The organism is Candidatus Njordibacter sp. Uisw_039, assembly GCF_047730075.1.
Lineage (GTDB): Bacteria > Pseudomonadota > Gammaproteobacteria > Pseudomonadales > Balneatricaceae > Njordibacter.
In genome coordinates this window covers 45,001-59,210 of sequence record NZ_CP159831.1, presented here as the reverse complement: position 1 = coordinate 59,210, position 14,210 = coordinate 45,001, and the positions used below count along the sequence as shown (strand labels likewise).

Genomic DNA, 14,210 nt, shown 5'->3' with positions numbered 1-14,210 from the left:
TAACAACAATAATAAAATAATTTATTTTTTGCTGCACTAAAATACAAAGCCCTTAGGAGGCTCCTTACTATGAAATTAATCAATAAGGTTTTAACTGGCATGGCTCTAACAGCTATGACTGCGACAGCTGCCCAAGCTTCTACTCTAGAAGACGTGCGCGCCGCTGACGAACTAAAGTGTGTTGTAACTACTGGCTTGGCCGGTTTTGCTGCACCAGATGCTGATGGCCGCTGGGAAGGTTTTGATGCCGACTTCTGCCGTGCTGTAGCCGCTGCCGTATTAGGTGATGGCGACAAGGTTAAGTTTGTACCTTCTACTGGTAAGACTCGCTTTACCATGTTGAACTCTGGTGAAGGTGATATCTTGTTCCGTAACACTACTGAAACTCTTAGCCGTGACGTTGACTTGAAGCTTAGCTTCTTGCCAGTAAACTTCTATGATGGCCAGGGCTTTATGGTTCCAGCATCACTAGGCGTAACTTCTGCAATGGACCTTGACGGTGCTTCTGTATGTATCCAAACAGGTACGACTACAGAATTGAACTTGGCTGACTTCTTCCGTGCAAATGGAATGTCTTATGAGCCAGTTCCTATCGAAACTAACGAAGAAGGCTTTACTAACTATGTAGCTGGCCGTTGTGACGTTTACACAACTGATGCTTCAGGTTTAGCATCTACTCGTGCAAAGTTCGATGATCCTTCACTGCATGTTGTACTTCCTGAGATCATCTCTAAAGAGCCACTAGGTGGTGCTGTACGTCATGGCGACGACCAGTGGCATGATATTGGTAAGTGGGTTGTTAACGCTTTGATCAACGCTGAAGAAATGGGTATCACTCAAGCTAACGCTATGAACCTTGCTGCAAACGTTGGCAACAACCCTGGCATCAACCGCTTGGTTGGTTCTGAAGGTTCTATGGGCGCAATGCTAGGTCTAGATGCTAAGTGGGCTGCTCGTGCTGTTGCACAAGGTGGTAACTACGGCGAAATCTACGAGCGTAATGTGGGTCCAAATACCCCTCTACAAATTGCACGTGGTTTAAACAACTTGTGGAATAACGGTGGTGTTCTTTACGCTGCTCCAATTCGTTAATTAATACGAATTTATCAGTGCTAAACTGGGGTGCTACGGCACCCCAGTTCATATCTGGAACTTAATAATCTTTGGTTGCTACGCCTCTGATTACTAATCAAATGTTAAGTAGGCAGGTTGCCCTTAATTGCTGATATCTACGTAGCACGGTTCACTCTATGAGCACTCCAACATCTAGTACCAACCCTTTATTACGCGCTTGGTATGACAAAGAAACCCGTTCAGTCATTGTGCAGATTATCGCCGCCGCACTGATCATTTCATTTTTCGCCTACATCATTAATAATGCAGTGGTTAACTTATCTAACATTGGCAAAGACATAAATTTTGGCTTTCTATGGGATAATGCTAGCTATGACATCAACCAACACCTAATTGAATACAGTTCCACCTCTAGCCACTTTAGAGCTATGATTGTGGGCCTTATTAATACCCTATTAGTTGCCGTTGCAGGTATTGTGCTGGCCACAATTCTTGGTTTTCTTCTAGGAGTTATGCGTTTATCTAATAACTGGTTAACGCAAAAAATTGCCTATGTTTATATTGAATACATTCGTAATGTTCCGGTTTTATTGCATATTCTGCTGCTGCACGGCCTCATTGTAAGCTCGTTACCACGCCCAAAAGGCTCTTATAATTTTGGTGACACCTTTTTCTTAAACAATCGCGGCTTTCAAATGCCCAGCCCTGATTTTCAATCTTTATTTTTGATAGTGGGTGCCTTTATTGTTGGTGGTATAACCTTTGCTTGGTGGTTTAGCCGCCACGCGCAAAAAGTACAAGATGAAACTGGCAAGGCATACCCAGTGGCGATAATTAACATTGCAGCTATCGTTCTGCTTCCTCTAGCTGTCTACTTTGTTTTAGGCAGCCCTATTGAGTGGGACGTACCTGCCCTTAAAGGTTTTAACTTTAAAGGTGGCATGGTTGTCCGTCCTGAATTCATCGCCCTTTGGTTAGCTTTGTCTTTTTATACGGCGGCCTTTATTGGCGAAATTGTGCGTGCTGGTATCGTTGCCATAGACCATGGACAAACTGAAGCTGCCCAAGCCCTTGGCATTTCTAACAGCCGTGTTTTAAAGTTGGTAGTTATTCCACAAGCGTTGCGGGTGATTATTCCACCTCTGACCAGCCAGTATCTGAACCTAGCTAAAAACTCATCGTTGGCCCTGGCTATTGGTTACATGGACATTGTTGCCACCATTGGTGGCATATCTCTTAACCAGACAGGCCGGGAAATGGAATGTATGTTAATTGTAATGGCTATTTATTTAGCGATTTCTTTGATCATTTCCTCTGGTATGAATTGGTACAACAATCGCATGCAGTTAGTGGAACGTTAAGGTAGACATGACAATGACTAAACAAACCTATGCACCGGGCACTCACCCTAGCCTACCCCCACCAAAAAACACCATTGGCTTTACTTTTTGGTTAAAGGAAAATTTATTTTCATCAGCCACTAACTCTATCGTCACCTTGGTATCTATTTACCTTTTGTACTTGGCCTTACCATCAGCCATTAATTGGCTGTTTATTGATGCCACATATGTTGGTACAACCCGCAAAGACTGCGCCCCAGATGGTGCCTGTCTAGCGTTCATTGGTGAACGCTTTAATCTGTTTGTGTATGGCTTCTATCCAGCAGAACTGCGCTGGCGCGTTAACCTTGCAACCATTCTTTTGGCAGTTGCTGGCGCCGCAGTGTTATGGGATAAAATTCCTGCACGTAAGCATATGCTGAAATTTGCTTTGGCTTACCCTTTCATTGGCGCTTGGTTGTTGAGCGGCGGTTTGGGCCTAGAGCCAGTAGGGACCCATCTATTTGGTGGCCTAATGCTCACGCTGACCATTGGTGTAACTGGCATTGTTGGCTCTTTACCGCTGGGTATTTTGCTGGCGTTGGGCCGTCAATCTAATTTACCTATTATTAAGTACTTTTGTATCGGCTTTATCGAGTTTATTCGTGGCGTGCCGTTGATCACTTTACTGTTTGTAGCTTCAACTATGCTGAGTTACTTCTTGCCTCCTGGCACCACCTTCGACTTATTGATGCGAGTACTCATAATGGTTACTTTGTTTGCTTCAGCCTACATGGCCGAAGTAATCCGTGGTGGCTTACAGGCGTTACCTAAGGGACAGCTAGAAGCTGCAGAGTCCTTAGGTTTGAACTACCCCCAAGCCATGCGCTTCATCATTTTGCCACAGGCGTTAAAGATCTCAATTCCTGGTATCGTCAATACCTTCATCGGTTTGTACAAAGACAGTACATTGGTAATCGTCATTGGCCTTTTAGACCCGTTAGGCATCGGTCGTGCATCGGTCGCCGACTCAGACTGGTTAGGCTTGTCTACTGAAGTTTACCTATTCGTCGCCGTTTTCTTCTTTATTTCGTGTTTTGGTATGGCTCGCTACTCTCTTTACCTAGAGAACAAGCTCAACACCGGCCACAAGCGATAGCAACTAATTTTAAGGGTTTATCAACATGTCAGAAACACAAAGTAATTCAACTGCCGATCTCTGTATTGAAATTCGTAACATGGACAAATGGTATGGTGATTTCCACGTTTTAAAGAACATTAATCTTGAAGTTCGCAAGGGTGAAAAAATCGTTATTTGTGGTCCTTCTGGTTCCGGCAAGTCAACTATGATTCGCTGCATTAACCGTTTGGAAGAGCACCAGAAAGGTGACATCATTGTTGATGGCACTGAACTTACCAACGACCTTAAGAACATCGATGCTGTGCGCCGCGAAGTGGGCATGGTATTCCAACACTTTAACTTGTTCCCACACTTAACGGTGTTAGAAAACTGCACTTTGGCGCCAATTTGGGTACGTAAAGTACCTAAAGCTGAAGCTGAAGCTACTGCCATGGAGTTCCTTGAGCGAGTTAAGATTCCTGAGCAGGCTAATAAATATCCTGGCCAGCTCTCTGGTGGACAGCAGCAACGTGTGGCGATCGCCCGTTCTTTATGCATGCGTCCAAACATTATGCTGTTTGACGAGCCGACATCTGCCCTTGACCCTGAAATGATCAAGGAAGTACTTGATACTATGGTGTCTTTGGCTGAAGAAGGCATCACCATGTTGTGTGTCACACACGAAATGGGCTTCGCGAAGAAGGTAGCAGATCGTGTTATCTTTATGGACGAAGGTGAAATCATTGAATCAAACTCACCTCATGAATTCTTTGACAACCCTCAGCATGACCGTACTAAGTTATTTTTAAGCCAAATCTTAGACCACTAAAATAAAACGCTGTCGGCATCCACGTTCTGCGTGGGTGCCCTAATCAAGCCTCACTTGTATTTCTCTATCTGTCCAAATAATCATGCCCTTGCGTCAACAACTCGCCACCATTGAGCAACAGTTAGGCCGCAGCCCAAGAGGTTTAAAAGCTGTAGCTGTAAGTTCTCCAAATGGTGTCCCTCTAGTGCTTAAGATGCACCCTTTGGTTGATAACAAGCCATTCCCAACCTTATATTGGTTATGCTCTAAAGACCTTCATAAGGCTATTAGTCAGCTAGAAGCAACTGGGTTGGTAAAACGGCTAGAACAGCAACTAAAAGTCGATGATGAGTGGATGACTGCCTATCAGGACAGTCAACGAGCCTATGTTGCTGAGCGTTGGGCTAATTGTTCAGCCCAGGAAGTTAAGCGACTGCAAGATTTAGGTTTTGCACCTTTATTTGATACCTATGGCATTGGTGGGTTACGGGACTGGCAACAAATCCGTTGCTTACATATGCATTATGCCCATCATCTTTGCGGCAATAATGTCATTGGCCAATGGTTAGACGATCATTATGGCCTCAATGAGCTAACCATTAGCATCTAGTGCGCCCTTAGAGGTCCTGAAACTGACCCTCAGCACGATTTTTCATCACCTGGTCCACATTATAGATGCGGCCATTCATACACAGGTACGCGCCCTGTGGGAGTGCCTGTACTGCAGCAACAGCCACCCCTAAATTGAAATCGGCATCAGTCAGTTTCATTATGGCTGGTTGCATCGCCCCTATGATGACAATAGTTTTCCCCAACACCTGTTTTAGTACCTGCCCTGTATCCACCATAGTGTCTGTGCCGTGAGTAATAATCACATGGTCTGCAGGATGAGCCTGCACGGCGTTAAGAATCTCTTGACGATCTGCATCGGTCATGTCCAAACTGTCTTTTGAGATCATCTGTCTGACGTCATAATCAAAATTCACTTTAACCCGCTGTAGGATTTCAGAGACAGCTGGTGGGCCAATTTTATAGTCACTGAGGGCATCAAAATAAACCTTGTCGATGGTGCCGCCAACAGCAAGAATATGTAGTTTCATAAAGTTATTCCTATTTACCCCAAGGGCAAAGTAATTCCACCTGTTGGCGGCCAAGTTTATTCAACGTTTCAATGTTATCCGTGTAAATTTTCTCAGGATCAACCACCTGTGCAAGTGCCTTAGTCATTTGTGCCTGACGAATAAGGTGTATGGTTGGATAAGGCGCACGGTTGGTAAAGTGACTTAGGTCATCAGCATCTACGCCCTCAAATTGATATTGAGGGTGGAATGATGCTAATTGTATATGGTCTGTTAGGTCTGCTTGTTCCAATAACTGCTGAAACCAGTCCAGCACATCTAGGTAATCATCAAATACTTGTAGTCCCTGAGAAAACATTAGCAAGCTAGTGGCGATGCTGTTTTCATCAGCATCCAGCAAGCGCCGTAATTCCATCACATAAAACTGTTTTAACTGTGGGTCGTCAGTTCCATCACAAATAGCATAGTGAACTTGATCCTGCACAACCACACTATGGGAAAATGGGCATAGGTTTAAACCCACCACCATTTGGTCAAGCCACTGGCGAGTGATTTTAATCACTTCTTGGTGGCCTCGTGATAGTGTCTTAGGGCTAAACTTATTGATACAATGGTTCCTTTATTTTTCGCATAATCGATGAGCTTACTGTGCCCATTTCTCTGGTTCATTCACAAAAGTCTTACCCATGCACTTGGCGCAGTTACAGGCGTCCATTGTGTCACAGAATACCTAGACACTGGCAAACTTGGCTGCAGGATAAAGGCTCTTTAACACAGCGCCTTATCTATGCAAGTGATGGCCATTTTGTAGTCCGCGTTGTCAGTAATCAGTGGGGCATCCCCAGCCAATCAGAGGCCCAAGCACTGCGTCTTAAACCGCGTCAAAAAGCTATTATCCGCGAAGTTGAGTTACTTTGTCACGGCCAAGTGTGGGTTTGTGCTCGAAGCATCATACCCCACAGCACCCTAACGGGTAGATTACGACAATTTAAAGACATCGGCACTAGGCCGTTAGGCGCTTTGTTATTTAAACACCCAAATATGGTTCGTGGGGCATTAGAAGTGACCTGCCTTAAGCAAAGTAATTGCCAACAACAACATTGGGCGCGACGGTCAGTATTTTATTTGGATGATAAAGGCATTTTAGTTACGGAGGTGTTTATGCCACCGATGGCGTCTATATTGCCCCAAGACGGTTAGGGAGCAGTTTTTGTAAGGCGAAAAACAGCTGTTCATAGGCAGCAAGACCGCAGTTTAATGGATCTACAAGTTCATGTGTACCAGCGAGTAATTGGTAACGGGGTTGGCTGCCTAGGTTCAATTCGCTGCCTAACTGCTCCGCATAATCAAGGTGTTCCTGGGTCATCCCCCACACGTCATCTGCCCACTTTAAGTCTGCAATTGATAGCTGCTCACTGGTGCCTTGCCAATTAATGTTGGCTTGGGAGAGCACCATAAGAACTTCTACTGTTGTAGGATCACCTGGCTTTGCTCGAATACCGCGGGACTCAATTTCAAAACTTAGACCATGTGACTGGCACCATTGTTGCGACATGGCATGGGCCATTTGTGACCTACAGGTATTACCCGTGCAGAGTAACAACAGCTTATGTGTTTTTGTTGACATGATGATGACTTTGGGCAGCGACTGTAAAGGCGTATATGGTAGCATGGTCACTTTGCTACAAGTTGAACCATTATTGTGATTGCGCTTCTTTCTCGCTGGCCCCATTTTAAAAGTCTTATGCGCTTGGACCGGCCAGTGGGCACTTACCTGCTCCTGTGGCCCACCTTATGGGGCCTTTGGTTAGCTGCTGAAGGTGTTCCAAAACTTGATGTATTAGTTATATTTGTAGTTGGTGTTTATCTGATGAGGGCCGCTGGCTGCGTAATTAATGATTACGCCGATCGTAAAGTTGATGGCTATGTTGAACGGACTAAACAAAGGCCATTGGCAACAGGGCTGGTTAGTCCTAAAGAAGCCTTGGTGTTGTTTTTTGGCCTATGCTTAGCGGCTTTCATATTAGTGCTATTTACTAATGGTTATACTGTCTTCCTTTCTATATCAGCTCTTGTGCTAGCCACTGCTTACCCGTTTATGAAACGCTATACCCATTGGCCTCAAGCAGCATTGGGCGCGGCATTTGCTATGGCCATACCTATGGGATTTACTGCCCAAACTGGCTCTACGGGCCTATCAGCATGGCTAACTTTCACTGCTGCGGTATGCATGACTATTGCCTACGACACTTATTACGCCATGGTGGACAGGGAGGATGATGTAAAAATTGGCGTAAGATCCACTGCGGTGCTTTTTGGTAGTTGGGATCTAGCGATTATTGCAGCGTTTCAGATGGCGTGTGTTGGTTTATTATTTACTGTTGGTCAAATCAATCACCTTAACAGCCCTTTCTACTTGGGCCTGGCTGTGATGGCAGGGCTATTTATATACCAACAACGCTTAGGCCGTAGCAGGATTAAAACCAACTACTTTAAGGCCTTCATTAATAACCAATGGGCAGCTTTGAGTGTGTGGGTTGGTCTACTGCTCAACTATACCTAGCGCCTCGTGCTCACCCACATAGAGCGCTGTGGCACCGGCCACTGCAATTGGCATAGCGAAGAAATTGACTAACGGAACCATTAACAAAAGAGACACACCGCCACCGAACCCTAGGTGTAACAGACGCTGCTGGCTCAAACTACGTCTCATTTTCCGAAAACTCACGCCATTATTGTCCATTGGATAATCAACATACTGAATGGCCATCATCCAGGCGCCAAACAAAAGCCACAACCAAGGTGCTATCGCGTTAATCCCAGGAATAAAACTTAACACCAACAACAACACAATTCTTGGTAGGTAGTAGGTCAACTTGCTTATTTCTCGGCCAACGGAGCGAGGAATGCTTGCCACGATTGAGCCAAAACTTGCTTCGCCTAGATCCTGCCCAGTTAGATGAAGCTGTACTTTCTCAGCCAATAGCCCGTTAAGCGGGGCAGCAATGAAGTTGGCTAATAAGTTGAAACCAAAGAACACTGCCATGGCAAATAAAAGGCCAAATAGGAGCCATAACAACCATGTAATTCCACTCATCCATTCTGGCAACCAGGATACAACACCACCCATCCAGCCACTCACAAAGGAAATGAGGAAGCCAAGGCCAAGGGCAAACATTATGATGTTTACCAACAGCGGAAGTAGTACAAATAATCTTAGCCCAGGATGGAAAAGTAATCTTGCCCCCTGAAGCAAGTAACCAAATCCTTTAACCAATTTCATAACTTATTCTCGTTGTAAGTAGGTGTCATTAAGCTATTGGCTTTCAAGTTGGCTATGAACTAATTGAAACCGATATAAGCAACTGTAAAATATACTCAAACCATCATCAACTTTGAAACTCTTTGTAGGTATGGGTGGAGTTAGCGTTAGCGTTAGCCATGGTTGATGCTGATACCAATATTGCTCACACCATCCGCCATAGACATGGCCTTAAGCTCATCAATTTGTGAGGCTTTGGCAACATTCTGAGAGATCAAAAGCTCCATCACATGAGCTTGGAAGGTTAGTTCCTGCACCATAAGTTCATGGGTGGAAATGTGGCGAATAAGTTGTTCGTCGCTCAACTCATCGTCGGCATGCAGTTCAACGAACTTAGCTACACTCTCACGTGACAAATGGGCCACACTAGCTGCATCCTCAAAACTTGCGTTATCGACACAATGTAGCGTAGCCATCAATGCCACTAGGGCATCGAAGGCCAAGCCTGCACCGAAACTTTCGTCTTCTTCGTTGTGGATAATGGCCTCTACCTTAGTGAGCTGAGTGTCTGCATTCATGTTGCCACGCAAAGATAGCTGCTTCCACACTTGGTCTAACGCCGTTCTGGCAATAATTGCCTGATTAGCTTCTAACAAACTATCGTATAAAGCATAGTGAGGAAAAATTCGTTCGCAAAGGGCTGCAGAGAAAGCGGTTTGCTGCCAATCCTGCATATCTTTCAGTGGTGCATAAAGCTCATCAAAGTACATAATTTTTCACCAAAATAACCAATTCACCACTATTATAGAGGGTTATTGAGCTACGGTCATGGTCTGTTAATCAAGGCACATGGAGGTAAAGCCAAATCAGCCCCGTGCAACTGCTGCAGCTGCGAAGATTATGCCGCCACCTAACACTCGAGAAGTGGTGTTGGCCCAAGCAGAATTGCCTATATAATTAAACAGTCGGCGCCCCATTAGGCCATAGCTAATCATCACCACAGCTAAACAGGCCATTTTGAGGACACCAAAATAGATAATGTCGTGGGCAAAATGCTCTGGTCTAGTAAACTGTGGGAATAACGCCATAAAAAACAACAACGCTTTGGGATTTGATAATGAGGTAAGCACACCTTGGCGGTAGCTGGACCAGAGACTTTTGTATTGCCCTGCATGAGTGTTTTCATCAGCATGGGGTTTACCTATTCCGTAACGGATGATTTTATAACCCAAATAAACTAAATAACTGGCGCCTATGTATCGTAACGTATCAAACACAGATGGTGTTTGAGTTAATACTAAGGCAAGACCTGTGGCCACCAGACTGATCCAAATAACATTAGAGGTTAACATGCCCAATGCTCCTGTAACGGCGTTACGAAAACTAAAAGCAGATTGATAAAGGATGAACAGCACTCCAGGCCCTGGAGTGATTTCTAAGAACACGGTAATTGCTAGGAATTGTAATGTAGACTCGAGCATCTGTTGGGTCCTGAGTTTTGGCTTGTGGATTGTAACATTTGTAAAGTTGAGGTGTAATTAAGAGGTTGGGGCGCAGTGTCGTCATATCCATCGCTTTCCTGCGCCCAATAAAAAACCCCTAGCTTTTTGGGCTAGAGGCTCTTTAGTACTGAATAGGAAGCTTGGCGATGGCCCGGTCAGGGCCTCAGGCCCTGCCGTTCGAGTGGCGCAAAGCGGTGCTTTGCCAACTGCGCCAGTCTCACCCTACTATCACATGATTTGTGGCAGCGTAGCTGCCCTGTCTTTATCCATGTGAGAGTAACTCATCGCTTTCCTGCGCCCAATAAAAAACCCCTAACTTTTTGGGCTAGAGGCTCTTTAGTACTGAATGGGAAGCTTGGCGATGGCCCGGTCAGGGCCTCAGGCCCTGCCGTTCGAGTGGCGCAAAGCGGTGCTTTGCCAACTGCGCCAGTCTCACCCTACTATCACATGATTTGTGGCAGCGTAGCTGCCCTGTCTTTATCCATGTGAGAGTAACTCATCGCTTTCCTGCGCCCAATAAAAAACCCCTAGCTTTTTGGACTAGAGGCTCTTTAGTACTGAATGGGAAGCTTGGCGATGACCTACTCTCACATGGGGAAACCCCACACTACCATCGGCGCTAAGACGTTTCACTTCTGAGTTCGGAATGGGGTCAGGTGGTTCCATCTCGCTATGGTCGCCAAGCAAAAAAGGGTGAATGAAGATCGTTAAATCACCATCCATGAATTTGTGATATTGAGTTTAGGCACTACACTAATGCGCTTATCGAGGGCTTACCCGTCGTATTATCGTAAACCTAATGGTTTGTACTGGGTACTTATGTACCAGCTTGTACAACGCTTTTGGCGTTATATGGTCAAGCCTCACGAGCAATTAGTATTGGTTAGCTCAACACGTTACCGTGCTTACACACCCAACCTATCAACGTCCTAGTCTTGAACGGCTCTTTAGGGAGTTAAACTCCTGTGAGATCTCATCTTGAAGGGGGCTTCCCGCTTAGATGCTTTCAGCGGTTATCCTGTCCGAACGTAGCTACCCGGCAATGCCACTGGCGTGACAACCGGAACACCAGAGGTTCGTTCACTCCGGTCCTCTCGTACTAGGAGCAACTCTTCTCAAATCTCAAACGTCCACGGCAGATAGGGACCGAACTGTCTCACGACGTTCTAAACCCAGCTCGCGTACCACTTTAAATGGCGAACAGCCATACCCTTGGGACCGGCTTCAGCCCCAGGATGTGATGAGCCGACATCGAGGTGCCAAACACCGCCGTCGATGTGAACTCTTGGGCGGTATCAGCCTGTTATCCCCGGAGTACCTTTTATCCGTTGAGCGATGGCCCTTCCATTCAGAACCACCGGATCACTATGACCTACTTTCGTATCTGCTCGACGTGTCTGTCTCGCAGTTAAGCATGCTTATGCCATTGCACTAACCTCATGATTTCCGACCATGATTAGCATACCTTCGTGCTCCTCCGTTACTCTTTGGGAGGAGACCGCCCCAGTCAAACTACCCACCACACAGTGTCCTCGATCCGGATTACGGACCTGAGTTAGAACCTCAAACATACCAGGGTGGTATTTCAAGTTTGGCTCCACGATGACTAGCGTCACCGCTTCAAAGCCTCCCACCTATCCTACACAAATAGGTTCAAAGTTCACTGTGAAGCTATAGTAAAGGTTCACGGGGTCTTTCCGTCTAGCCGCGGATACACTGCATCTTAACAGCGATTTCAATTTCACTGAGTCTCGGGTGGAGACAGTGTGGCCGTCGTTACGCCATTCGTGCAGGTCGGAACTTACCCGACAAGGAATTTCGCTACCTTAGGACCGTTATAGTTACGGCCGCCGTTTACCGGGGCTTCGATCAAAAGCTTCGCTTGCGCTAACCTCATCAATTAACCTTCCGGCACCGGGCAGGCGTCACACCGTATACGTCCACTTTCGTGTTTGCACAGTGCTGTGTTTTTAATAAACAGTCGCAGCCACCTGGTATCTTCGGCCGCCGTCAGCTTAGGGAGCAAGTCCCATCACCAACAGCGGCGTACCTTCTCCCGAAGTTACGGTACCATTTTGCCTAGTTCCTTCACCCGAGTTCTCTCAAGCGCCTTGGTATTCTCTACCTGACCACCTGTGTCGGTTTGGGGTACGGTCACTCAATATCTGATGCTTAGAAGCTTTTCCTGGAAGCATGGCATCAACCACTTCAGTCCTAATGGACCTCGTCATCACGCCTCAGCCTTAAGGGAATCCGGATTTACCTAAACTCCCAGCCTACACGCTTAAACGCGGACAACCAACGCCGCGCTGGACTAGCCTTCTCCGTCCCTCCTTCGCAATATTGAGTGGTGCAGGAATATTAACCTGCTTTCCATCGACTACGCTCTTCAGCCTCGCCTTAGGTGCCGACTCACCCTACCCTGATTAGCATTGGATAGGAAACCTTGGTCTTCCGGCGGGGGAGCTTTTCACTCCCCTTATCGTTACTCATGTCAGCATTCGCACTTCTGATACCTCCAGGATGCCTCTCAGCTTTCCCTTCAACGGCCTACAGAACGCTCCTCTACCACGCATGTAAACATGCGTCCGTAGCTTCGGTGGTATGTTTGAGCCCCGTTATATCTTCCGCGCAGGCCGATTCGACTAGTGAGCTATTACGCTTTCTTTAAAGGATGGCTGCTTCTAAGCCAACCTCCTAGCTGTCTAAACCTTCCCACATCGTTTCCCACTTAACATACACTTTGGGACCTTAGCTGACGGTCTGGGTTGTTTCCCTTTCCACGACGGACGTTAGCACCCGCCGTGTGTCTCCCGTGATTGCACTCATTGGTATTCGGAGTTTGCATCGGGTTGGTAAGTCGGGATGACCCCCTAGCCGAAACAGTGCTCTACCCCCAATGGTGAGACACGAGGCGCTACCTAAATAGCTTTCGAGGAGAACCAGCTATCTCCGGGCTTGATTAGCCTTTCACTCCGACCCACAGCTCATCCCCGCATTTTTCAACATACGTGGGTTCGGTCCTCCAGTTGATGTTACTCAACCTTCAACCTGGCCATGGGTAGATCGCCCGGTTTCGGGTCTAATCCTAGCAACTATACGCCCTATTAAGACTCGGTTTCCCTACGCCTCCCCTATTCGGTTAAGCTTGCTACTAAAATTAAGTCGCTGACCCATTATACAAAAGGTACGCAGTCACAGAACAAGTCTGCTCCCACTGCTTGTACGTACACGGTTTCAGGATCTATTTCACTCCCCTCACAGGGGTTCTTTTCGCCTTTCCCTCACGGTACTGGTTCACTATCGGTCAGTCAGGAGTATTTAGCCTTGGAGGATGGTCCCCCCATGTTCAGTCAAGATTTCTCGTGTCCCGACCTACTCGTTTTCATCCAAAATGCCTTTTCGCGTACGGGGCTATCACCCACTATGGCGTAACTTTCCAGCTACTTCCGCTAAAACAAAATGAACTTAAGGGCTAATCCCCGTTCGCTCGCCGCTACTAGGGGAATCTCAATTGATTTCTTTTCCTCGGGGTACTTAGATGTTTCAGTTCTCCCGGTTCGCCCCCTATACCTATGTATTCAGTATAGGGTACCCAGCTTATGCTGGGTGGGTTTCCCCATTCGGATATCTCTGGATCATAGGTTGTTTACCACCTCCCCAAAGCTTTTCGCAGGTTACCACGTCCTTCATCGCCTCTGACTGCCTAGGCATCCACCGTGCACGCTTATTCACTTGACCATATAACCCAAAAGGGTCGCAGTAATTCTGACAAATTACCTTCAATCAAGCTTACGATAAACCCTCAACTCGCTAAAGTGAGGGCCTTCGGATAAGTCACTCGATAAAACACAAATTCGACCACCTGGAAATTGATTAACAGATGATCGTGTATTTACCTAAACTTTGTTACAACGTGATCGCTAGAAGACGCTGCAACATTTTTGCCTAAACACGACCGCTGGTGACGACGTGTCTAGACGAAGATCAATGCCGTGGCTCGGGGCCACATCATCAATCCATATCACAAATCCAGTTTTTTAAAG

Annotated in this window: 13 protein-coding genes and 2 rRNA genes; 7 read left to right on the top strand and 8 right to left on the bottom strand. The window is 46.4% G+C overall.

Annotation, left to right across the window (positions count from 1 at the left end; all coding sequences use genetic code 11):
- Positions 1-69 precede the first annotated feature (69 nt).
- From ABXT70_RS00290 to ABXT70_RS00270, 5 genes are all read left to right on the top strand, one after another.
- Entirely contained in the window at positions 70-1,092 is a 1,023-nt protein-coding gene (locus ABXT70_RS00290) for an amino acid ABC transporter substrate-binding protein (protein WP_443641183.1), read from the top strand.
- A gap of 158 nt (positions 1,093-1,250) precedes the next feature.
- Positions 1,251-2,435 carry an amino acid ABC transporter permease gene (locus ABXT70_RS00285; RefSeq protein ID WP_443641182.1) on the top strand — a complete coding sequence of 395 codons (1,185 nt, stop codon included), beginning with the start codon at positions 1,251-1,253 and terminating at the stop codon, positions 2,433-2,435.
- 7 nt (positions 2,436-2,442) lie between these two features.
- The gene (locus ABXT70_RS00280) at positions 2,443-3,552 is read left to right on the top strand and encodes an amino acid ABC transporter permease (RefSeq protein WP_443641181.1); all 1,110 of its coding nucleotides are present in this window, start codon (positions 2,443-2,445) and stop codon (positions 3,550-3,552) included.
- A gap of 25 nt (positions 3,553-3,577) precedes the next feature.
- Positions 3,578-4,342 (top strand): amino acid ABC transporter ATP-binding protein, encoded by a 765-nt coding sequence (locus ABXT70_RS00275; protein ID WP_443641180.1) that lies wholly within the window; start codon positions 3,578-3,580, stop codon positions 4,340-4,342.
- Between the two features lie 82 nt (positions 4,343-4,424).
- Positions 4,425-4,931: a DUF501 domain-containing protein gene (locus ABXT70_RS00270; RefSeq protein ID WP_443641179.1), complete on the top strand. Its 507-nt coding sequence runs from the start codon at positions 4,425-4,427 to the stop codon at positions 4,929-4,931.
- A gap of 7 nt (positions 4,932-4,938) precedes the next feature.
- Here ABXT70_RS00270 and ABXT70_RS00265 read toward each other — a convergent pair whose 3' ends face one another.
- Together ABXT70_RS00265 and ABXT70_RS00260 are read right to left on the bottom strand one after the other, a co-directional pair.
- Complete coding sequence (locus tag ABXT70_RS00265) at positions 4,939-5,421, bottom strand: asparaginase domain-containing protein (protein ID WP_443641178.1); 483 nt, start codon at positions 5,419-5,421, stop codon at positions 4,939-4,941.
- Positions 5,422-5,431: 10 nt separating this feature from the next.
- Positions 5,432-5,962, bottom strand: a complete 531-nt coding sequence (locus tag ABXT70_RS00260; RefSeq protein ID WP_443641177.1) for a DUF1415 domain-containing protein — start codon at positions 5,960-5,962, stop codon at positions 5,432-5,434.
- Between the two features lie 86 nt (positions 5,963-6,048).
- On the opposite strand from ABXT70_RS00260, the gene ABXT70_RS00255 reads away from it, so the two are divergent.
- On the top strand, positions 6,049-6,600 hold the full coding sequence (locus tag ABXT70_RS00255; protein WP_443641176.1) for a chorismate--pyruvate lyase family protein: 552 nt from the start codon (positions 6,049-6,051) through the stop codon (positions 6,598-6,600).
- On the opposite strand, the gene ABXT70_RS00250 is transcribed toward ABXT70_RS00255, so the two are convergent.
- Positions 6,578-7,027 carry an arsenate reductase/protein-tyrosine-phosphatase family protein gene (locus ABXT70_RS00250; RefSeq protein WP_443641175.1) on the bottom strand — a complete coding sequence of 150 codons (450 nt, stop codon included), beginning with the start codon at positions 7,025-7,027 and terminating at the stop codon, positions 6,578-6,580. The genes ABXT70_RS00255 and ABXT70_RS00250 overlap by 23 nt on opposite strands.
- Before the next feature lie 117 nt (positions 7,028-7,144).
- Here ABXT70_RS00250 and ubiA point away from each other — a divergent pair, with 117 nt between their 5' ends.
- Positions 7,145-7,963 carry a 4-hydroxybenzoate octaprenyltransferase gene (gene ubiA / locus ABXT70_RS00245; protein WP_443642466.1) on the top strand — a complete coding sequence of 273 codons (819 nt, stop codon included), beginning with the start codon at positions 7,145-7,147 and terminating at the stop codon, positions 7,961-7,963.
- Here the strand turns inward: ubiA and cysZ are convergent.
- The 5 genes from cysZ to ABXT70_RS00220 all read right to left on the bottom strand — a co-directional run bounded on the left by cysZ (position 7,943) and on the right by ABXT70_RS00220 (position 13,905).
- Entirely contained in the window at positions 7,943-8,683 is a 741-nt protein-coding gene (gene cysZ / locus ABXT70_RS00240; protein ID WP_443641174.1) for a sulfate transporter CysZ, read from the bottom strand. The two genes, ubiA and cysZ, sit on opposite strands and share 21 nt — an antisense overlap.
- 152 nt (positions 8,684-8,835) lie before the next feature.
- Positions 8,836-9,432, bottom strand: coding sequence for a DUF416 family protein (locus tag ABXT70_RS00235; RefSeq protein WP_443641173.1), 597 nt, complete (start codon positions 9,430-9,432; stop codon positions 8,836-8,838).
- 96 nt (positions 9,433-9,528) lie between these two features.
- On the bottom strand, positions 9,529-10,143 hold the full coding sequence (locus ABXT70_RS00230) for a LysE family translocator (RefSeq protein WP_443641172.1): 615 nt from the start codon (positions 10,141-10,143) through the stop codon (positions 9,529-9,531).
- Between the two features lie 589 nt (positions 10,144-10,732).
- A 5S ribosomal RNA gene (rrf, locus tag ABXT70_RS00225) occupies positions 10,733-10,848 on the bottom strand.
- 168 nt (positions 10,849-11,016) lie between these two features.
- A 23S ribosomal RNA gene (locus ABXT70_RS00220) occupies positions 11,017-13,905 on the bottom strand.
- Between the last annotated feature and the right edge of the window lie 305 nt (positions 13,906-14,210).

What these genes read in the sequence shown, in the direction of transcription:
- ABXT70_RS00250 (WP_443641175.1), bottom strand. Translation starts at nt 7,027, where the DNA reads ATGTCAACAAAAACACATAAGCTGTTGTTACTCTGCACGGGTAATACC.
- ABXT70_RS00290 (WP_443641183.1), top strand. Translation starts at nt 70, where the DNA reads ATGAAATTAATCAATAAGGTTTTAACTGGCATGGCTCTAACAGCTATG.
- ABXT70_RS00270 (WP_443641179.1), top strand. Translation starts at nt 4,425, where the DNA reads ATGCCCTTGCGTCAACAACTCGCCACCATTGAGCAACAGTTAGGCCGC.
- cysZ (WP_443641174.1), bottom strand. Translation starts at nt 8,683, where the DNA reads ATGAAATTGGTTAAAGGATTTGGTTACTTGCTTCAGGGGGCAAGATTA.
- ABXT70_RS00235 (WP_443641173.1), bottom strand. Translation starts at nt 9,432, where the DNA reads ATGTACTTTGATGAGCTTTATGCACCACTGAAAGATATGCAGGATTGG.
- ubiA (WP_443642466.1), top strand. Translation starts at nt 7,145, where the DNA reads ATGCGCTTGGACCGGCCAGTGGGCACTTACCTGCTCCTGTGGCCCACC.
- ABXT70_RS00275 (WP_443641180.1), top strand. Translation starts at nt 3,578, where the DNA reads ATGTCAGAAACACAAAGTAATTCAACTGCCGATCTCTGTATTGAAATT.
- ABXT70_RS00265 (WP_443641178.1), bottom strand. Translation starts at nt 5,421, where the DNA reads ATGAAACTACATATTCTTGCTGTTGGCGGCACCATCGACAAGGTTTAT.
- ABXT70_RS00230 (WP_443641172.1), bottom strand. Translation starts at nt 10,143, where the DNA reads ATGCTCGAGTCTACATTACAATTCCTAGCAATTACCGTGTTCTTAGAA.
- ABXT70_RS00280 (WP_443641181.1), top strand. Translation starts at nt 2,443, where the DNA reads ATGACAATGACTAAACAAACCTATGCACCGGGCACTCACCCTAGCCTA.
- ABXT70_RS00285 (WP_443641182.1), top strand. Translation starts at nt 1,251, where the DNA reads ATGAGCACTCCAACATCTAGTACCAACCCTTTATTACGCGCTTGGTAT.